This is a genomic window from Burkholderia sp. Bp9090, assembly GCF_003857985.1.
Taxonomy (GTDB): domain Bacteria; phylum Pseudomonadota; class Gammaproteobacteria; order Burkholderiales; family Burkholderiaceae; genus Burkholderia.
Genome location: NZ_QTPV01000019.1, coordinates 88,860 through 109,082 on the forward strand (window position 1 = coordinate 88,860; position 20,223 = coordinate 109,082).

Genomic DNA, 20,223 nt, shown 5'->3' on the forward strand with positions numbered 1-20,223 from the left:
GTTCGTGTTCAGGTCGGGACGCAACGGGCACGCATTGGCGCGCGCCGCGCCCCGTCGTTCAACCCAGTGTGGGTGACGTGCCCGCGAGCGTCAAGCCACGGGGCGGCGGCCCGCGCCGCCATGCAGCGGGCGCACGAGGAAGCGCGCATGCGTCATGCAGGCATGACTGTCGCACTTTCGCGCCCTGCTGGCTGCGCGATCGCCATTTATGTCATGTCGCGACATATTATTTGGGCGCATAACGCGCGCGTGCGAGGTCGCCGAAACGCATGACGATCGGGTGAATTCGACACGCCGACATGGGGATGGAGACATCGTGCCGATCGACACGAATTCGAAACCGGTTATCTCGTGATCGCGTTCGCGCTGCCGGGCGTGATCCCGATCGCTGCGCTGCATCTCGAACGGTGGCATCCTGAACGTGTCGGCGCCGCGATCGGCGCGCGGCTCGGAATCGCGCTGATCGAAGCGATGCCGATGCTGACGCGAACGCGGCCTGGCCCTCGTTCTTGCCCCCCGTTTCCGCTGCGCCGTGTGCGCGTTCGCGGCCCGGGGTCGGAACGAGCGGCACCGGCCCCTACCTGCCGGAGGCGACATGGAAAACGCTATCGTCGCGATCATCCTGATGCTCGCGGTCCTCGTGTTCGCAGTGCTGTTCTTCGCGGAACGGCGCAGCCGCGACCGCACGCGCGACCGGCTGCTGCACCGCTCGTCGCAGCGCTCGGCACGCTCGCATACGCATCACCATTCGTAAGCGGAAAGCGCGCCGCGCACGTCGAGCCCCTTCAAGCGGACAGCCCCGGAATGGCGGCACATGTTTCTCGAGGACATCAACGGGCGCAGAAGGGCGCTCGCGGTCCGGCTGCTTGCGCGTCGAGCGTCGTTGCGTTCAATGGCAATCGCCGACGCGCTTGCCGCGCCACGTCCACGCGAGCGTGTATGCGCCGGCCTTTGCATGCTGCCCGTGCAATTGCCCCTTGAGGTCGTAGCGCGTCGGCGTCACATCGCCCGTCACGGTCGCGTTGCCGCGGCCCTGTTCGTTCGCGCAGCGCGTGCGCCCGGTCCGGCGTGCGTTATTGCTGCACGAGTTCGACGCGGCGGTTCTGCGCGCGGCCGGCGTCGTCGCCGTTGGACGCAACCGGCGACAGCGACCCGACACCCTTCGCGACGAGCCGCGCCGGCGCGATCTTGTAGGTCGTCGCCAGTGCCTGCGCGACGGCCTCCGCACGCTTTTGCGACAGGTCGGCGTTGTGCGCGAACTGAAACAGTGCGTTGCGGCCACGGCGCGCGACATGGAATACGGACGATGCTGCGTTCTTCATTGAGCCCCTCGGAAAGGATTTGTCGTTCTGTTGATGGCGTCGAAGCGCGCGCATCTTATCAAATCTTTCCGGGAAAACGGGCAATAGCTTTCGGATACTGAACGTTCTGACGCGCCACGTCATGTTGAATCGTTTCCAGGCGTGCGCGGGCGTCTCCCGCGTGCATCGCTACCCGACGTTCATCGGCAACAACACCATCTGCCGCCCCTCGACGTGCAGCCGCGCCTGCAGCTCGACGGGCGTCTGGTTGTGCAGCCACGCGGTCAGGAAATTCACGCGCCTGAAGATCAGCTTGCTCGCGAAGCACACCGCGTTCGGATAGGCATCGAGCGTCGACGACGCGAGGTTCATGAATTCGACGACCGGGTTCGTGCCGAACGCGATCCGGTAGTCGGCCGCGATGCCGTTGCGGCGGCAGTGCGCGACGTAATAGTCGAGCGCTTCGGTGATCGTGTGACGCAGCCGCTCGAGATGCTCGTGCCCGTCGTAGGCCTTCGCATCGACCTCGCCCACCGCGAGAAAGATCACGTTGCGAAAGTGCCCGGGAAACAGCCGGTTCACCCACAGCAGCGCGTGCATGCTCGCGCCGCGATGTTTGCCGACCAGCAGCACCGCGGTCGGCTGCGACGGGTCGGGCTTGCCCGGCGCCGTCGCCTCGTCGACTGCCGGCGGCGGCCCCGAGAACAGCGCGTCTTCCTTCGCGAGCTGCGCGCGCGTGTACGCGTAGTGGCGGTTGATCATGACGCACAGCGCGATCACCGCGCTCGTCACGAGCACCGTGAGCCAGCCGCCGGCCGTGAACTTCTCGATCAGCGTGATGACGAGCACCGTCGACGTCACGCTGAACCCGAGCGCCGACAGGAAGAAGTGCTTGAACCAGCCGCGCTCGCCGCGATGGCGCCACCAGTACGTGCACAGCCCCAGCAGCGACATGCTGAACGTGAGGAACACGTTGATGCTGTACAGCACGACGAGCACGTCGACGCTGCCGTGCGTCCACAGCAGGATCAGCAGGCCCGACAGGCCGACGACGATGATGCCGTTCTGCCGCACGAGGCGCGTCGACAGGTCGCGGAAATGGCGCGGCACCCACGAGTCCGACGCCATGTTCGACAGCACCGCCGGCCCGTCGAGAAAACCCGTCTGCGCGCCGACCAGCAGCAGCCCTGCCTCGAACGCGAGCACCGCCGCGAGCAGCGCGTGGCGCGCGACCGCGGAGCCGAGCCCGAGATGATCGATCACGCTGCCGAACACGACGGCGTTGAGCGTCTCGCCTTCGACGGGCCGTGCGTGCCACAGCATGTACAGCAGGATGATGCCGCCGGCCGTGAACGCGAGCGACGTCGACATGTACCACATCGTCGCCTTGCCGTTCGGCACGCGCGGATCCGCGAGCATGTTCACGTTGTTCGACACGGCCTCGAGGCCCGTATAGGTGCCGCCGCCGAGCGAGAACGCGCGCATCAGCAATGCGAGCATCACGAACACGCCGAGCGATTGCGACATCCCGTGCGCCTCGTGCACCGCGTCGGGCACGATCGTCGCCAGCGCGCTGCCGTGCACCGCGACGCCGTACACGATCAGCCCGAAATGCAGCACGACGAAGCCGATGAAGATCGGCAGCAGCACCATGATCGATTCGCGCATCCCGCGGAAGTTGAGCCCGGTCATCAGCAGGATCAGCACGATCTCGGTCGTGAGCTTGAACGCCTGCGCACTGACCGGCAGCAGGCTGAAGAACGCGTCGACACCGCTCGCGAGCGACGTCGCGACGGTCAGCACGTAGTCGACCAGCAGCGCAGCGCCCGACACGAGCCCCGGCTTCGACCCGAGCAGCGAGGTCGCGACGCGATAGCCGCCGCCGCCGGTCGGGAACAGCTCGATCACCTGGTTGTAGCCGAGCGCGATGATGAACACGGTCGCCGCGGTGGCGCAGGCGAGGAACAGCGCAAGCGGCGTGTGGTGCGCGAGCGCGAGGAACGCCTCCTCCGGGCCGTAGCACGACGACGACAGGCCGTCCGCGCCGAGTCCGACCCAGGCCAGCAACGGCGTCACCGCGATCGCATGGCGCGTGCGCGGATCGAGCGGGTCCAGCGGCTTCCCGACGAGCAGCTGCCACATCTTCTGGAATGCGGTCACGGTCCCCTCCCGGGACGCCGGGCGCGGCGGCGTCATCTTCTAAAGCTAGCCGACGCCCGGCCGCTGCACCAGTCCGCACAATCCATGAGACGCGGTCGGCGGCACGGCGTCGCTTTCACCGCGTAAGCGGCCGGCACGCCGCGCGTCGGCCGAAGCGGCGTGCCCGTACCGCCCGCCGCCCGCCGGCCGATCGCGCGGATCGCGCGGATCGCGCACGGCATCGTCATCGCGGCCGCCCTCACCGCCTTCGCTGCCTTCGCTGCCTTCGCTGCCTTCACCGCCCCGGACGACCACCGGCCCGATCCCGCCCACCTCTCATCACGGTTCTCCCGCCGGGCGATCACATCGACCACATCGTTCGCATCACCCGCATGACCCGCACGGTTCGCGCCGGACGCGATACCCGCCCGCGCCCCCGTCATGCGTTGTTCCCCGCAATTCGACATTTGTGCGCGCGCAACAATGGCGGTGCCTCGCGGCCGGCGCCGTGCGGGGGCAGGTTTCCACGTCGCCGGCCGCGTCGGTCTCTGAAAAACCACATCTCTCGAGGACATACCATGCAACTCCAATCCCATCCGGCGTGCCGTCCGTTTTACGAAGCAGGCGAACTCACGCAACTGACCGCGTTCTACGAAGAAGGCCGCAACGTCATGTGGATGATGCTGCGATCGGAGCCGCGGCCGTGCTTCAACCAGCAACTCGTCACCGACATCATCCATCTCGCGCGCGTCGCACGCGACTCGGGCCTGCCGTTCGACTTCTGGGTGACGGGCTCGCTCGTCCCCGAGCTGTTCAACGTCGGCGGCGACCTGAGCTTCTTCGTCGACGCGATCCGCAGCGGGCGCCGCGACCAGCTGATGGCCTACGCGCGCTCGTGCATCGACGGCGTATACGAGATCTACACGGGCTTCGGCACCGGGGCGATCTCGATCGCGATGGTCGAGGGCAGCGCGCTGGGCGGCGGCTTCGAGGCCGCCCTCGCGCACCACTACATGCTCGCGCAGAAGGGCGTGAAGCTCGGCTTCCCCGAGATCGCGTTCAACCTGTTCCCGGGCATGGGCGGCTATTCGCTGGTCGCGCGCAAGGCGGACCGCGGGCTCGCGGAAGCGCTGATCTCGTCCGGCGAGGCGCATGCTGCCGAGTGGTACGAGGATCGCGGGCTGATCGACCAGACGTTCGACGCGGGCGACGCATATCTCGCGACACGCACCTTCATCGACGTGATGAAGCCGAAGCTGAACGGCGTGCGCGCGATGCTGCGCGCCCGCGAACGCGTGTTCCATCTCACGCGTTCCGAGCTGATGGACATCACCGAGGAATGGGTGCACGCGGCGTTCACGATCGAGCCGAAGGATCTCGCGTACATGGAACGCCTGGTGATGCTGCAGAACCGGCGCGTGTCGAAGCTGCGCACGGTGTGACGTGAGCGGCGCGCCGCCGCGCAAGCGGCGGCGCCCGTCATGCGGGGAGGCTCAGGCGATCAGCCTGAGCTTTCTGGTTTCCGCGAGCCAGGCCTCGAAGGCCTGGGCCGGCATCGGCCGCGCGAAGTAGAAACCCTGCGCGTGGTCGACGCTGATCTGCTTCAGGAATTCGGCTTCCGCGTGCGTCTCGACGCCCTCGGCGACCACCGAGAAACTCAGCGCCCGCGCGAGCGACACGACCGAGCGCACCAGCGCCTGCGAGCGCGGGTTGCGGTCGATGCCCGTGATGAAGCTGCGATCGAGCTTGATCGAATCGAGCGGCAGCCGCGACAGTTGCGACAGCGACGAATAGCCGGTGCCGAAATCGTCGAGGTGAACCTCCGCGCCGAGCTGGCGGAACTGCTTCATCAGCTCGTGCGCCGCTTCTTCGTCCTCGATGAAGCTGCTTTCGGTGAGCTCGATGTCGACGAGGCTCGGCTTCAACCCGGCGCTGTCGAGGATCGACGCGAACTGATCGACGATGTTCATGTCCTGCAACTGCCGCGCGGACACGTTCACCGCGATCCGCACGTCGAGCCCCTTCGCCTTCCACGCGGCGGCCTGCGCGGCCGCGGTGCGCATCACCCAGCGCCCGAGCGGCGCGATCAGCCCCGATTCCTCGGCGAAGCGGATGAACTCGATCGGCGCGACGAGCCCGCGATCCGGCGACTGCCAGCGGATCAGCGCCTCGACGGCGTGCACGTCGCCGGTCGCGATGTCGACGACCGGCTGGTAGTGCAGCACGAACTGCTCTTCCTCGAGCGCCTTGCGCAGGTTCGTGTCGAGCCACATGTACTTCGCGACCTTCTGGTTCATCTCCAGCGAGAACACGCGGTACGTATGCTTGCCCTCTTCCTTCGCGACGTACATCGCGGTGTCGGCGCTGCGGATCAGCGTTTCGAGCGAATCGCCGTGCTGCGGATACATCGCGATGCCGATCGAGCAGCTCGTGTAGACCTCCACCAGCCCGAGGTGGATCGGCGTACGCAGCCGCTCGAGGATGATCTGCGCGGTCGCCTCGAGCAGCGGCCGCGTGCCGTGCTCGAACAGCACCAGGAATTCGTCGCCGCCGAGCCGCGCGAGCGTCGCGCCGGACGGCAGGCAGCCGCCGATGACCGCGGACACGTCCTGCAGCAGGCGGTCGCCGGTGATGTGCCCGTAGTGGTCGTTGACGCGCTTGAAGTTGTCGAGATCGAGGAACAGGATGCCGACCTGGCCGCGCACGTCGGTGCGGTCCGCGGCCAGCGCGACGCGGATGCGCTCGCTGATTGCATGACGGTTCGGCAAGCCGGTCAGCACGTCGGAATTCGCGAGTTCGCTGAGCCGCTGCTGCGCGTTGCGCTCCTCGGTGACGTCGACGCCCGAGCAGATCAGGAACTGCTCGTCGGCACCGCTGCCGCTCTGCACGAACTTGTTGCGGAACTGGAACAGGCGCGGGCCGTTGACCGTGTTGATGTAGCGCTCGACCTCGAACGCCCGGTTGCTCGCGAAAAAGCCGGTGATGTTGCTGCGCGACTGCGCACCCTGGTCGGGGCTCATGAACAGCTCGAACGCGCTGCGGCCGATCACGTCGACCTCGCGCTTGCCGGTCACTTCCTCGCACAGGCGGTTGAAGCGCTGCACCATGCCGTTGCGGTCGAGGATCACGACGAGCGAATTCACCTCGGACACGACCTGCTCGGCGAACGCGAGCCCGTGCGCGAGGTCGCCCGCGACGGACGCGGTATCGGAATAGGCGGAGGCGGTGCCGGCCCAATTGGCGGTGTCGACCTTCCTGCCGACCAGATGGAGGCTGACCGGATCGCCGAACAGCGCGAGTTCGAGCACGAGGTGCGACGTGACGCCGGTGAGCGCGCGGATTCGCGCGGCCTGCTCGCCGGTCAGTGCCACCGCGACATTGGTCAGGCCGCGAACGGCGGCCAGCTCGAGTGCATTGCTGTCGCTGCCGAGCCGCCAGCACGGGCTATGCGTACCGAGATGCGCTTCGAGCACGGCGCGATCGTTTTCGTCATCCATGGACACGCCCCGATCCAGAAAAAACGCACAGTGTAGACGGAGGCGAGCCGGCCGCCCCCGATCCCCGGGCGCGCAGTGCGCGTACCCGGTGGGGCAGTCGTGATGACCGTGCCAGTGGCCCTCGTTCCGTACTTGTTTCCAACCAATGCGAACCGGCGTTCGCGCATCTCGCGCGCAGGTTTTCCAAACGAATGATGGAACCCATCTTATCAAATGACGAAGAAGATTGGCACTCACATTTGGAACGGGGTGTCAAGGAATTGGAACTCGGTTGGCATGACGGATTTTTCGTGATCGGCGGGAGGCACGAAGCCGGTCGCGAACGCGTCGAACCCGGCCGGTGGAATCGCCGGAGCGCCCGCCGGACGGGCGGTTTGCGGGAAATCGAGGCATCCCGGCAGCGACGTGTCGGCACGGCGCTGCGGCGGGGTCGGATCGCATTGCGCCGCGCGCGGAATCGGGGATTCTCGTTGCCCGTTCGTGCGTGAATGCGCGCCCTTATTCCCAGCGCCGTTGCAACATCGCGTCGATCGGCGCGAGCGAATAGATCGCCGGACCGCGCAGCCGATGCAGCGGCATGAATGGAACCGGTGCGATCGCCGCCCGGAACGCGCGAAAGCGGTGCGGCGGGCGCCCCGCCGCACCGCTTTCCGCGTGCGCCCCCTGCCGCTCAGCCCGCCGCGCCGTACCCGCCGCCGCCCGGCGTTTCGACGACGAACACGTCACCCGGCGCCATCTGCGCGCGGCCGATATGCTCGAGCGTCTCGACCGTGCCGTCCGCCCGCTCGATCGTGTTGCGGCCGAGCGCGCCGGCCTCGCCGCCCGCCGCGCCGAACGGCGCGTGGATCCGGTTGTTCGACAGGATCGACGCGGTCATCGGCTCGAGGAAGCGGATCCGCCGCACCGCGCCGTCGCCGCCGCGCCAGCGCCCGGCGCCGCCGGAACCCGCGCGCAGCCGATGCGAGTCGAGCCGCACCGGATAGCGCCATTCGAGCACCTCCGGGTCGGTCAGCCGCGAGTTCGTCATGTGCGTCTGCACCGCGCCGACGCCCGCGAAGCCGTCGCCCGCGCCGCTGCCGCCGGCGATGGTCTCGTAGTACTGGTAGCGATCATTGCCGAACGTGAAGTTGTTCATCGTTCCCTGGCTCGATGCGACGCAGCCGAGCGCGCCGTACAGCGCGTTGGTGATCGCCGACGACGTCTCGACGTTGCCCGATACCACGGCCGCCGGATACTCGGGGTTCAGCATCGAGCGTGCCGGCACGATCACCGTCAGCGGCTTCAGGCAGCCGGCGTTCAGCGGGATGTCGTCGCCGACCAGCGTGCGGAACACGTACAGCACCGCGGCCATGCAGACGGCCTTCGGCGCGTTGAAGTTGTTGTCGAGCTGCGCGGACGTGCCGGTGAAGTCGATCTCCGCGCGGCGCGCCGCGCGGTCCACGCGGATCGCGACGCGAATCTCGGCGCCGTTGTCGAGCGGATAACGATACGCGCCGTCCTGCAGCGCGCCGATCACGCGCCGCACCGCTTCTTCCGCGTTGTCCTGCACGTGCCCCATGAACGCGAGCACGACGTCGCGGCCGAACTGCCCGACCATCCGCCGCAGCTCGTCGACGCCCTTCTGGTTCGCCGCGACCTGCGCGCGCAGGTCCGCCATGTTCTGCTCGACGTTGCGCGCCGGATAGCGGCCCGACGCGAGCAGCGCGCGCGTGTCGGCATCGCGCAGCACGCCCGCCGACACGAGCTGCCAGTTGTCGATCAGCACGCCTTCTTCGTCGATGTGCGTCGAATCGGGCGGCATCGAGCCCGGCGTCGTGCCGCCGATGTCCGCATGGTGGCCGCGCGAGCCGACGTAGAACAGCGGCGTGTCCGAGCCGTCCGCGAACACCGGCGTGATGACGGTGACGTCCGGCAGGTGCGTGCCGCCGTGATACGGGTCGTTCAGCATGAACACGTCGCCGTCGCGCATGCGGCCGCGGTTGCGCTCGATCACCGTGCGGATGCTTTCGCCCATCGAGCCGAGATGCACCGGCATGTGCGGCGCGTTCGCGATCAGATTGCCGTCGCCGTCGAAGATCGCGCACGAGAAGTCGAGCCGCTCCTTGATGTTCACCGAATACGCGGTGTTCTGCAGCCGCAGCCCCATCTGCTCGGCGATCGACATGAACAGGTTGTTGAAGATCTCGAGCCGCACCGGATCGGCATCGGTGCCGAGCGAACGGCGCGTCGGCAGCGGCGTCGTGCGCGTCAGCACGAGGTTGCCTTGCGCGGTCATCTGCGCGCGCCAGCCGGGTTCGACGACGGTCGTGCCGTTCTTCTCCGCGACGATCGCCGGGCCGTCGATCGTGTCGCCGGCCAGCAGCGCGTCGCGCACGTACAGCGCCGCGTCGTGCCATTGGCCGCCGGAATGGAAACGCACGGCGCTGTGCGCGCGTGGCGCCGCGCCCGTGTCGCGCGGCACGAGCGGTGCGATCTCGACCGGCGCATCCGAGCGGCCGATCGCCTCGACCGATGCCAGCTCGGCGACCAGCGGCGTGCCGGGCATCAGGAACGCATAGCGCTGCCGATACGCGGCCTCGAACGCCTGCTGCATCGCGGCGACGCTTCCGGCCGGCACGTCGAGCGCGGAATCGGTGCCCTGGTAACGCAGGTGCACGCGCCGCTCGGTCGCGATGCGCTCCGGCGCCACGCCCTGTTCGAGCAGCGCGCCGACCGCGTCGTCGGCCAGCCGGTCGAGCGCCGCGTTCAGCGCCGGCAACGATTCATCGGACAACACGGCTTCCACCGCGCGCTCGCGCATCGCGGTCTGGTCGGCGAGCCCCATCCCGTAAGCGGACAGCACGCCCGCGAGCGGATGCGCGAACACCTGCGTCATCCCGAGCGCGTCGGCCACGCCGCAGGCGTGCTGGCCGCCCGCGCCGCCGAACGTCGTCAGCACGTAGCGCGACACGTCGTGGCCGCGCTGCACCGAGATCTTCTTGATCGCGTTCGCCATGCTGCCGATCGCGATTTCCAGGAACCCTTCGGCCAGTGCCTCGGGCGTGTCGCGCCGCCCGGTCGCCGCGTGAATCTCGTCGGCGAGCGCCGCGAATTTCGCGGCCACGCCGTCGCGGTCGAGCGGCTGGCCCGCATTCGGGCCGAACACGCGCGGGAAGTGATCGGGCTGGATCTTGCCGAGCATCACGTTGCAGTCGGTCACCGTCAGCGGGCCGCCGCGCCGGTAGGCGGCCGGCCCCGGGTTCGCGCCGGCCGATTCGGGCCCGACGCGCAGCCGCGCGCCGTCGAAGCCGAGCACCGAACCGCCGCCGGCCGCGACCGTGTGGATGCTCATCATCGGCGCGCGCATCCGCACGCCGGCCACCTGCGTCTCGAACACGCGCTCGAATTCGCCGTTGTAGTGCGACACGTCGGTCGACGTGCCTCCCATGTCGAAGCCGATCACGCGCTCGAAGCCGGCCGCGCGCGCGGCGCGCACCATCCCGACGATGCCGCCGGCCGGGCCGGACAGGATCGCGTCCTTGCCCTGGAACGCGTCGGCGCGTGTCAGGCCGCCGCTGCTCTGCATGAACTGCAGGTTCACGCCGGGCATCTCGTGCGCGACCTGCTCGACGTAGCGGCGCAGGATCGGCGACAGGTAGGCGTCGACCACGGTCGTATCGCCGCGCGACACCATCTTCATCAGCGGCGACACCTCGTGCGACACCGACACCTGCGTGAAGCCGATCCGGCGCGCGAGATCCGCCAGCGCGCGCTCGTGCGCGGTGTAGCGATAGCCGTGGATCAGCACGATGGCCAGCGCCTGCACACCCGAGTCGAACACGCGGCGCAACGCCGCTTCCGCGCGTTGCACGTCGAGCGGCACGACGACGTCGCCGTGCGCGCCGATCCGCTCGTCGACCTCGACGACGGTCTCGTACAGCGCATCGGGCAGCACGATGTCGAGATCGAACAGGCGCGGCCGGTTCTGGTACGCGATGCGCAGCACGTCGCGAAAGCCGCGCGTCGTCGCGAGCGCGGTGCGTTCGCCCTTGCGTTCGAGCAGCGCGTTGGTCGCGACCGTCGTGCCCATCTTCACCATGTCGACGCGCTCGGGCGTGATCGGCTCGCCGTCGGCGAGGCCGAGCAGGTGGCGGATGCCGGCCACGGCCGCGTCGCGATACTGCTCGGGATTCTCCGACAGCAGCTTGTGCGTGACGAGCGAGCCGTCGGGCCGGCGCGCGACGATGTCGGTGAAGGTGCCGCCGCGGTCGATCCAGAATTGCCAGCGCGCGGCGTCGGAGGAAACGGGGAAAGTGTGTCGGTCAGTCATGGCGATGAACTCGATGCGTCGTTGAACGAAGGACGAGCGCCGCCGCACGGCGCGCGTCGCGCGCCGCGTGAGGGCTTCGATGAAAAGGGAGCGGTAGAAAGGCGGCGGGCGGGCGCCCGCCCATGCAGCCTTATGCGGCGTCGAGTTCGCGGCCGCGCGTCTCGGGCAGCGTCAGCGCGGCGACGATCAACACGCCGTAGGCGGCGACCGCGAAGATCCCGATGCTCGCGCCGAGCCCGTAGTGCTTCGACAGCGCGCCGATCAGGAACGGGAACAGGGCGCCGATCGCGCGGCCCACGTTGTAGCAGAAGCCCTGGCCCGAGCCGCGCACCCGCGTCGGGAACAGCTCGGTGAGGAACGCCCCCATCCCGGAGAAGATGCCCGATGCGAAGAAACCGAGCGGGAAGCCGAGCCACAGCATCGACGCGTTCGTGAGGTGCAGCACCGGCGACGTGTAGGCGAACGCGATCACCATCGAGCCGAGCGCGAACAGGATGAAGTTCGGCTTGCGGCCGAGCCGGTCGGTCAGGTACGCGCTCGTCAGGTAGCCGACCCACGAGCCGAAGATGATCATCGCGAGATAGCCGCCGGTGCCCATCACGGTCAGGTGCCGCTCGGTCTTCAGGAAGGTCGGCAGCCAGGTCGTGATCGCGTAGTAGCCGCCCTGCGCGCCGGTAGTCAGCAGCGCCGCGCGCAGCGTCGTCGACAGCAGCTTCGGCGCGAAGATTTCGGTGAGGCGCGGCGCGTCGGCTACCTTCGCCTGCGTGGCCTTCTCCTTCTCGTAGACGTCCGGCTCCTTCACGTAGCGGCGGATCACGACCACCAGCAGCGCCGGCGCGAGGCCGACGAGGAACAGCGCGCGCCAGGCCTGTTCGGCCGGCAGCACCGAGAACAGCAGCGCATACAGCAGCGCCGACAGCCCCCAGCCGATCGCCCAGCCCGACTGCACGAGGCCGACCGCCTTGCCGCGATCGCGGGCGCGGATCACTTCGCCGATCAGCACCGCGCCGGCCGTCCATTCGCCGCCGAAGCCGAAGCCCATCAGCGCGCGCGCCGCGAGCAGCTGGTGATAGTTCTGCGCGAGCCCGCACAGCGCGGTGAACACGGCGAACCACAGCACCGTCAGCTGCAGCGTGCGCACGCGGCCGATCCGGTCGGACAGGATGCCCGCGATCCAGCCGCCGAGCGCCGACGCGAGCAGCGTCATCGTGCCGATGAAGCCGGCGTCCGCGAGCGAGATGCCCCAGGTCGCGACGAGCGTCGGGATCACGAACGACAGCATCTGTGTATCCATCCCGTCGAGCATGTAGCCGACCTTGCAGCTCCAGAACGCGCGGCGTTCGCGCGGCTGCGCGTCCGCATACCATCCGAACAGGCCGTTGCGTGCGGGGCCCGCGGGGTCGGCGGCGGGCGCCGCGAGGGTCTTGCTTTCCATGGTGAAGCTCCTGTCGAAATATGCGGTCGAAACCTTGCGTGTGGTGCGTGTGGTGCGTGTGGTGCGTGTCGTGCGTGTCGTGCGTGTCGTGCGTGTCGTGCGTGTCGTGCGCGTCGTGCGTGCATCGCACTCGTCGGGCCAAGGGTGCGCGCCGCCCTCCGGGCGGCCGAATCGTCTGTGGTCGCGGCATGCCGCCGCGTCGGGGCCGGACCGGCGCCCGTGCGGGCCGCCGGCGTCGGTCGGGTCAGAACACGGCCAGCGACGCGTTCGTGATGTCGGTCATCAGCATGTAGCCGGGCGTATGCGCGATCGCGAGCGGCAGCTTCGCGTCCATCAGCGCGGTTTGCGGCGTCACGCCGCACGCCCAGAACACCGGCAGTTCGCCGTCGCGCACCGTCACCGCGTCGCCGAAATCGGGCGCGGCGAGATCGGCGATGCCCAGTTCCTGCGGATGGCCGATATGGACCGGCGCGCCGTGCACGCCCGGGAACCGGCTCGTGATCTGCACCGCGCGGATCGCGTCGGCGCCGCGCAGCGGCCGCATCGACACGACCAGCTGGCCGCCGAAGATTCCCGCGCGCCGGTTCGGAATCGTCGTACGGTACATCGGCACGTTGCGACCCTCCTCGATGTGGCGCAGCCCGATCCCTTCGCGCGCCAGCATGTCCTCGAACGAGAACGAGCAGCCGATCGCGAACACGACGAAATCGTCGCGCCACAGCGCTTCGAGCGATTCGACCCGCTCCGTCAGGCGCCCGTCGCGGTAGACGTTGTAGCTCGGCACGTCGGTGCGGATGTCGAGATCCTCGCCGAGCACGTCGAGCCGGAACGCGCCGGGTTCGCCCACGCCCAGCAGCGGGCACGCTTTCGGGTTCGCCTGGCAGAAGCGCAGGAAATCGTGCGCGTACGCGTTCGGCAGGATCGCAAGATTGGCTTGCGCGAACGGGCCGCACTGGCCGGCCGTCGGGCTGCGAAACGTGCCGTTGCGCACGGACTGGCGGAATTCGGTAGGCGTCATGATGGTCGCGGGCAGATCGATATGTCGTCGGAATGACGGTTGCGTCAGCGGATACGGCGAAGAATAGAAAAGAAAAAATTTTGTCGCCAACGAGTTTTTTTGCGTCGCGTGTATAGAATTTCTTTACACGAAGCCGGGTTTTCCCCAGTCCCGTTCATTTTTTCAGCGGGGCAAGCTGCGCGCCCAACGCCTTGCCGACCGCCATGAACACGCGTTTCCTCGAAACCTTCGTCACGCTCGCGAAGCTGCGCAACTTCCGCACGACGGCCGCCGCGCTGCATGCGACGCCGGCCGCGATCTCGCAGCGCCTGAAGGCGCTCGAGGACGAATTGCAGACCGTTCTCGTCGACCGCGACAGCCGCGAATTCCGGCTCACGCCGAACGGCGAGTACCTGCTCGGCTATGCGAAGGCCGTCGTCGAGGCGACACACGAGCTGCAGGCCGCCGCGGCCGGCGAAAGCGCGCTGCGCGGCAAGTTGCGGCTCGGCGTGATCGAGACGGTCGTGCACAGCTGGCTGCCGCATTACCTGCGCCGCCTCGCCGCCGACTATCCGCAACTGGAGATCGACCTGACCGTCGACGTCAGTGTCGTGCTGCAGCGCCGGCTGATGGCCGGCGAACTGGACCTGATCATTCGCGTGGAGGGAAGCGACGAGGCGTCGGTCGTCTGTGACGCGCTCGCGAACTATCCGGTGCGCTGGATCGCGCGCGCGGGGCTGCTGCCGACTGCGCGCGCCGGCCTCGCGCGGCAGGTGCTGCGCCAGCCGATCCTGACCTACGGGCGCGGTACCGCGCCGCACCGCGCGCTCGAGGACATCGTGCGCACACTCGCGCACGCGCATGGCGTGCCGCTGTCGGAGACGCGCATCACCGGCTCGCCGTCGATCTCGGTGATCGTGCAGCTCGTGCGCGACGGCTTCGGCGTCGCCGCGATTCCGGTGCTGTTCGTGGATGCGCTGATCGCGAGCGGCGAGGTCGTCGAGCTGCCGCTGCAGCCGTCGCCGCCGTCGATCGTCGTGTCGATGTCACGGCGGGCGGACGCGCCGAAGTTCGTGCATGGCGCGTCGATCGCGGCACGCGCCGCGTGTCACGAGTATTGCGAGAAGAGCAACCGGCTGCTGGTCGAGGCGCTTTGATGTCGTGTGGCGATGCCGGGCGGATCACGCACGGCGCCTGAATCGCCCGTTCGGCGATCGGCTTACGCCGGCTGCCGCGCATGCGGCTGCGCGAGCTTGCCGTCGCCGTACTCGTGCAGCACCTGCGAGATCACCACGCGATAGCCGTCCAGCCAGCGCGCCTGCTTCGCCTTCGCTTCCAGATGCGCGGGATGCTGCATCAACTGCCGCAGCGCCGCCTCCGATTCCCAGTAGTAGACGTTCTGGATCAGCCCCGCCTCGGCGTTCTCCCACGTCTCCTCGCCGAGGTAGCCGGGCGTCGCGCGCGCCATGTCGGCGATCTGCCGGTCGAGGCGGTGGAATTCGTCGTCGTATTGCCCTGCGCGGAAAATGAAGGTCGATGCGTACATGCGCGCCCCATCGGAGACGGTTGAAAGAGCGCCAAGTGTAAGGCACGCGCGGCGTGCCGCCGGTGTCACGCGGTGAGCGCGATGGAAGCGTGCCGATCGTCGAGCCACGCGTCGATGCGCGGGGCGTCGGTGCGCGTGCCCGCCGTGGCGGCCGGCATGGCGGCGAGTGCGTTCCCCGCACGTTCGAGTGCCTGCGCAAAGCCGCGCAATTCGGCCGTCGCCGGCCGGTCGTCGAGACGACGGCGTGCGAGCGCCGCCTCGATACGTGCGTCGATCAACGCGCGCTGCGCGTCGATGAAGTCGATGCACAACGCGCGGCAATGTGCGGACACCGATGCGACCGCCAGCAGCACCGGCACGATCGACATCGTCAGGTAACCGCCGGGCGCAAGCCGCGCCAACGCCGCGCGCACCTGCGGTCCGCCGTCGATCAGCGATGCGAACACCGCGTCGCGCCATACCGCACGCTCGAACGCGAGCGCATCGCGAAACGTGTCGAGCGCCGCGCGGTCCGCGAGCTGCCCTGCCGTCACGAGCGGCAGCGCCGACGCCATATCGAGGGAAGCCGAGCCGCCGTCCGCGCCGACGATGCAATTCGCACCGAGCCACGCCGTCTCGTCGCGCCGCCCGGCGAGCACGCGGGATTGCAGGCGGTCCGGCAGCATCGGATCGAGCGGCACGGCGCCGCAGATCGAAGGCTTGTCCGCATGCACGCTGCAGCGGCCGTCGTCGGCCAATGCAGGACAGCGCCCGAGCGACGGATAGTCGTAGCCCTGAAGCGTCAGCGCAATCCATTCGTCGTTCGCGCCGCGTGCGCGGTGGAACAACGCGTTCGCGAGCGCATCGCAGGCGGCGATGTCGTCCGCGTCGAGCGCATGCTCGCGTCCGCCCGCGCGCGTTCGTTCACCGATGCGCCGCTTCGGCACACGATGGATCGTCAGCGCGCCGACGAAGCGGTGCCGATGCCGGAACAGTTCGCGCAACGACAGCGTCGGCGCGCTGTTGCAGCAGCGGCCGCACGCATTGCACGCGAGGCGGTAGTCGTCTACCACGGCCGCCGCACCGAGTCCCGATAGCGCGTCAGGATGAAATGCGCGACGTCGTGCGAGTGATACGCGGCGACGAGCTGCGCGACCCACGGCTTCGTGCGGTCGGCGTCGCGCACGGTCAGCACGTTCGCATACGGCGAGCGCGCATCCTCGAGATTGATGCTGTCGCGCGCCGGTTGCAGCCCAGCGCGCGCGGCGTCCTCGTAGTCGATCGCGACGAACGCGGCCGAGTCGAGCGCCGCATGCAGCCGGTCGCGGCGCAGCGCGACGAGCTTCAGCGCGAGCCGGTTGCCCGTCACGTCGCGCAGCGTCGCGTGCAGGCCGGCCTGGTCGCGCAGCGTCACCAGCGTGTCGTTCTGCAGCAGCACGAGCGCGCGAGCCATCCCGCGCGGATCGGCCGGGATCGCGACCGTCGCGCCGGGCTGCAGTTCGTTCAGACTCCTGATCTTGCGCGAATAGAGCGCCATCGGCAGCGTGACGGTCGGCGCGACGGCGTTCAGTGCATGACCTTTCGCCGTGCGCGTCGCGGCAAGGCGCTGCGCGTCCTCGAAGCTCGCCGCGTCGATCCTGCCGTCGGCGAGCGCGGTATCGATGCGCGACGCGTCGTCGAATTCGACGACGTCGACATTCAGCCCGCGCGTGGCGGCGACACGCTTCACCTCGTCCAGGATGTCCGCATGCACGCCGCGCGTCACGCCGACGCGGATCGTCGACGTGACGGTTTCGGCCGCAACGATCCAGCCCGAATGGGCAACACCGCACGCAACGATCAGCGACGCGGCAACGCAATGCATCACCCTCTTCATGACGCATCCCTCAGAATCGTGCGAAACCCGATATGCGATGCACCGAGATCCGCTTCCTGCTGCTCGCGCGACGACGCGCGATAGCGCACGCAGTAATCGCGCGAGCACAGGAACGAGCCGCCCTTGATCACCATCGGCGTGTCGTGCCGGCGCGTCGGCGGTGCGACGGCCGCCGTGTCGCCGTTCGTGTGCGACTGATGCTGGCCCGTGTATGTGTCCTTCGTCCATTCCCACGCGTTGCCGATCATGTCGTACAGATGGAAACCGTTCGCCGCATAACAGCCGACCGGTGCGAGGCCCGCGTGGCCGTCCTCGGCCGTATCGAGCACCGGGAACGCGCCCTGCCAGTAGTTCGCGGCCGGCTTGCCCTGCGCGTCGCGCGGCGCCGCATCGAGCGACGCGTCGTCGCGACCGGCCTTGCCCGCGTATTCCCATTCGGCTTCGGTCGGCAGATCGCGGCCGAGCCAGCGCGCATACGCGAGCGCGTCGCGCTGCGTGACGAGCGTGACGGGCAGGTTGCCGAGCCCGTCGACGCTGCTGCCGGGGCCGCGCGGCTGCCGCCACGATGCGCCCTTCACCCAGGTCCACCATGCGAGGTCGCGCGCGTTCAGCTCGTCGCGCGTCGGCACATGAAACACGGCCGCGCCGCCCTGCTGCTCGGCCTCGGTCACGTAGCCGGTCGCCTGCACGAACGCGGCGAACTGCGCGATCGTCACGTCGGTCTGGTCGATCCAGAAGCCGCCGACGCGCGTCTTGCCGTCGCCCGCCGGACGCTCGTCCGCATAGCCGCGTGTGCTGCCGAACACGAACGCGCCGCCGCTCAGGTGCACCATCCCGGCCTTCGGGTCGTCGCGCCACTTCGCGGGCAGGCCCGAGTAGCGCTCGCACTGCCGCTCCGAGCCGAGCGGCACGAGCGGGCGGCCGCGATTCGCGTCGTCGAAGGCGCCGGCGGGCGACGCCGACGGGCTCGCATAGCCGACGGCGAACGCAGCCGCGAACAGCGTGGCCGCGAGCGCCGCGCCGAGTGTCCGGAAGCGGAACCGCATCGTGCCGTCCTCAGTAGTAGCCGCGCGGACGCAGCGGTTCCACCCCGCCGACGTTGCTCATGTACGTCTTCCACTGGTCGACGAGCGTGCTGATCACCGACGGGTTCTGCGCCGACACGTCGGTCGTCTCGCCGCGATCCGCCGCAAGGTCGTACAGCTGCCAGTGGCCATCGAGCGGCCCGAGCGGCGGTTCGGTCCACAACGCCTTCCAGCGGCCGTCGGCGCTGCGCAGGTATGCGCGGCCGTACGCTTCGTCGCCGAACGGCGTGGTATGCACCTCGCCCGTCGCCGAGCCGGTGAGCACCGGCAGCAGCGACTGGCCCGTCGGCGGATAGACGTAGCGGTTGTTGTAGACGACCTTGCCCTTGTTCTGGTCGACGCCCGTCAGCGTGTTCACGAGCGGCGGCGCCGGTTGCGACGGCGGCGTGACGCCCGCGACCGCGAGGAAGGTCGCCGTGTTGTCGGTCACGTGCGTGAACGCGCGCAGCGTCGGCAACTGGCGTGTCTGCCCCGGCAGCCGCACGATCGTCGGCGTCGACACGCCGCCTTCGGCCGAATAACCCTTCGTGAGCCGGAACGGCGTCGCGCTCACTTCGGCCCAGCGCAGCCCGTACTGCAGCCGTTGCGCGTTCTGCTTGCCGTTGTCGGTGCCGAGCGTCGAATAGACCGGCTCCTGCCCGTTCGCGGTGTCGGTCGCCGTCGGGTCCGCGCCGGAGTCGATCGGCCAGCCTTCCGCGCCGTTGTCCGACTGGAACATGATGAACGTGTTGTCGTATTCGCCGATGTCCTTCAGGTGCTGGATCAGGAGGCCGATGTTGTAGTCGAGATTCTCGACCATCCCCGCGTAGATTTCCATGTAGCGCGCCTGCGCGCGGCGCTCGGCCGGGCTCAGGCTCGCCCACAGCTTGTCGACCTTGCCGGTGCCGTAGTCGCTGTAGCCGTCGGCGGCGGAATGCACGGCGCTGATGTACTTCGCGTTCGCGGTGCCGTTGTTCGCCGTCGCCGGCGACGCGGCCGTCGTTTCGGGCAGGCCGTCGAACGGCTTGAAGTCGGCGGGGATCAGGCCGAGCGCCTTCTGCCGCGCGATCCGCGCGTTGCGGATCGCATCGTAGCCGGCGTCGTATACGCCCGCGTACTTGTGCAGCCACGGGTCCGGCACCTGCAGCGGCCAGTGCGGCGACGTGTAGGCCGCGTACGCGAAGAACGGCTTGCCGTCCTGCCTGTTCGCATCGATGTACGAGATCAGCTTCTGCGTATAGAAGTCCGTCGAGTAGAACACGGCCGGATTGCCGCCCGCGCCGCCCGGCTGTCCGGGCTGGCCCGGCTGCACGTAGCTGCCGTCTTCCGTGTAGTTCGACGAGCCGGCCGGCTCGTGCGCGAAATGGTTCGTCGCCGCGCCGCCGAGCAGCACGTAGCTGCGCTCGAAGCCCCACTGGTCGGGCGTCTGTCCGCTGCCCGTCGCACTGCCGACGATCCCCGAGCCGATGTGCCACTTGCCGGCGATGTACGTGTGATAGCCGGCGTCCTTCAGTAGTTGTGCGAACGACAGCGCGCGATCGTTCAGGTAGCCCTCGTAGCCGGGCAGCCCGCGCCGCTCGTCGGTCGGCACGCCCATCGTGCCTTCGCCGACGAGGTGGTGGTCGGTGCCGGAAATCAGCATCGCGCGCGTGATCGCGCAGACGGTGCCCGTGTGGTGGTTCGACAGGATGCGGCCCGACGCGACGAGCGCGTCGAGGTTCGGCGTGTTGATCTCGCCGCCGAATGCATGGATGTCGGAGTAGCCGAGATCGTCAGCCATGATGTACAGGATGTTCGGGCGCTTCGCGGCCTGCGGCGGTGTCGCGGCGGACTGCGACGGCGCATCGCTGTCGACGCCCCCGCACGATGCGAGCGACAACGCGCCGGCAATCGCGGCGCAGACGACACGGAAACGGAAGGCATGCAACGGCGACGCGGACTTTTTCATTTTGTCGAACGCTCGATTACGGATCGGCGATCTTAGCGGCGCCCGCGCGGCGCCCAAAGTCGGATTCGTCACATGCTAACGGGGAGCAGGAATATGCACGGCGGCCCACGCTGGCCCGTGCTGCTCATCCCC

General features: G+C 68.7%; 16 protein-coding genes. 4 read left to right on the forward strand and 12 right to left on the reverse strand.

The window, feature by feature from the left end; translation table 11 throughout:
- Positions 1–595 precede the first annotated feature (595 nt).
- Positions 596–754 (forward strand): hypothetical protein, encoded by a 159-nt coding sequence (locus tag DIE16_RS36630; protein ID WP_185500344.1) that lies wholly within the window; start codon positions 596–598, stop codon positions 752–754.
- 135 nt (positions 755–889) lie between these two features.
- Here DIE16_RS36630 and DIE16_RS37160 read toward each other — a convergent pair whose 3' ends face one another.
- The 3 genes from DIE16_RS37160 to DIE16_RS18990 form a co-directional block, all read right to left on the reverse strand.
- Positions 890–1,015 (reverse strand): hypothetical protein, encoded by a 126-nt coding sequence (locus DIE16_RS37160; RefSeq protein WP_260434415.1) that lies wholly within the window; start codon positions 1,013–1,015, stop codon positions 890–892.
- A gap of 58 nt (positions 1,016–1,073) precedes the next feature.
- Positions 1,074–1,322 carry an OmpA family protein gene (locus DIE16_RS18985; RefSeq protein ID WP_409364457.1) on the reverse strand — a complete coding sequence of 83 codons (249 nt, stop codon included), beginning with the start codon at positions 1,320–1,322 and terminating at the stop codon, positions 1,074–1,076.
- A gap of 168 nt (positions 1,323–1,490) precedes the next feature.
- Positions 1,491–3,461, reverse strand: a complete 1,971-nt coding sequence (locus tag DIE16_RS18990) for an APC family permease (RefSeq protein WP_124893149.1) — start codon at positions 3,459–3,461, stop codon at positions 1,491–1,493.
- Between the two features lie 159 nt (positions 3,462–3,620).
- On the opposite strand from DIE16_RS18990, the gene DIE16_RS18995 reads away from it, so the two are divergent.
- Together DIE16_RS18995 and DIE16_RS19000 are read left to right on the forward strand one after the other, a co-directional pair.
- Positions 3,621–3,836 carry a hypothetical protein gene (locus tag DIE16_RS18995; protein WP_124893152.1) on the forward strand — a complete coding sequence of 72 codons (216 nt, stop codon included), beginning with the start codon at positions 3,621–3,623 and terminating at the stop codon, positions 3,834–3,836.
- 182 nt (positions 3,837–4,018) lie between these two features.
- Positions 4,019–4,882, forward strand: a complete 864-nt coding sequence (locus tag DIE16_RS19000) for a crotonase/enoyl-CoA hydratase family protein (protein WP_124571121.1) — start codon at positions 4,019–4,021, stop codon at positions 4,880–4,882.
- A gap of 51 nt (positions 4,883–4,933) precedes the next feature.
- Here the strand turns inward: DIE16_RS19000 and pdeR are convergent, their stop codons facing one another.
- The 4 genes from pdeR to DIE16_RS19020 all read right to left on the reverse strand — a co-directional run bounded on the left by pdeR (position 4,934) and on the right by DIE16_RS19020 (position 13,699).
- The gene (gene pdeR / locus DIE16_RS19005) at positions 4,934–6,937 is read right to left on the reverse strand and encodes a cyclic di-GMP phosphodiesterase (protein WP_124487712.1); all 2,004 of its coding nucleotides are present in this window, start codon (positions 6,935–6,937) and stop codon (positions 4,934–4,936) included.
- 670 nt (positions 6,938–7,607) lie between these two features.
- Complete coding sequence (locus DIE16_RS19010) at positions 7,608–11,246, reverse strand: hydantoinase B/oxoprolinase family protein (protein WP_124893154.1); 3,639 nt, start codon at positions 11,244–11,246, stop codon at positions 7,608–7,610.
- A gap of 130 nt (positions 11,247–11,376) precedes the next feature.
- Complete coding sequence (locus tag DIE16_RS19015) at positions 11,377–12,681, reverse strand: MFS transporter (RefSeq protein ID WP_044847288.1); 1,305 nt, start codon at positions 12,679–12,681, stop codon at positions 11,377–11,379.
- 244 nt (positions 12,682–12,925) lie between these two features.
- Positions 12,926–13,699 carry a putative hydro-lyase gene (locus DIE16_RS19020; RefSeq protein WP_124893156.1) on the reverse strand — a complete coding sequence of 258 codons (774 nt, stop codon included), beginning with the start codon at positions 13,697–13,699 and terminating at the stop codon, positions 12,926–12,928.
- 203 nt (positions 13,700–13,902) lie between these two features.
- On the opposite strand from DIE16_RS19020, the gene DIE16_RS19025 reads away from it, so the two are divergent.
- Positions 13,903–14,835 (forward strand): LysR family transcriptional regulator, encoded by a 933-nt coding sequence (locus DIE16_RS19025; RefSeq protein ID WP_124520398.1) that lies wholly within the window; start codon positions 13,903–13,905, stop codon positions 14,833–14,835.
- Positions 14,836–14,897: 62 nt separating this feature from the next.
- On the opposite strand, the gene DIE16_RS19030 is transcribed toward DIE16_RS19025, so the two are convergent.
- The 5 genes from DIE16_RS19030 to DIE16_RS19050 form a co-directional block, all read right to left on the reverse strand.
- Positions 14,898–15,224, reverse strand: a complete 327-nt coding sequence (locus DIE16_RS19030; RefSeq protein WP_124520399.1) for an antibiotic biosynthesis monooxygenase — start codon at positions 15,222–15,224, stop codon at positions 14,898–14,900.
- A 65-nt stretch (positions 15,225–15,289) separates the two neighbouring features.
- Positions 15,290–16,276: a YkgJ family cysteine cluster protein gene (locus DIE16_RS19035; protein ID WP_124893158.1), complete on the reverse strand. Its 987-nt coding sequence runs from the start codon at positions 16,274–16,276 to the stop codon at positions 15,290–15,292.
- Complete coding sequence (locus DIE16_RS19040) at positions 16,270–17,079, reverse strand: MetQ/NlpA family lipoprotein (protein ID WP_124893160.1); 810 nt, start codon at positions 17,077–17,079, stop codon at positions 16,270–16,272. The genes DIE16_RS19035 and DIE16_RS19040 overlap by 7 nt, the downstream gene beginning before the upstream one ends.
- Complete coding sequence (locus DIE16_RS19045; protein WP_124571114.1) at positions 17,076–18,125, reverse strand: formylglycine-generating enzyme family protein; 1,050 nt, start codon at positions 18,123–18,125, stop codon at positions 17,076–17,078. Before DIE16_RS19045 ends, DIE16_RS19040 begins: the two co-directional genes overlap by 4 nt.
- A gap of 10 nt (positions 18,126–18,135) precedes the next feature.
- Positions 18,136–20,091: an arylsulfatase gene (locus DIE16_RS19050; RefSeq protein WP_124571113.1), complete on the reverse strand. Its 1,956-nt coding sequence runs from the start codon at positions 20,089–20,091 to the stop codon at positions 18,136–18,138.
- Positions 20,092–20,223: the final 132 nt, after the last annotated feature.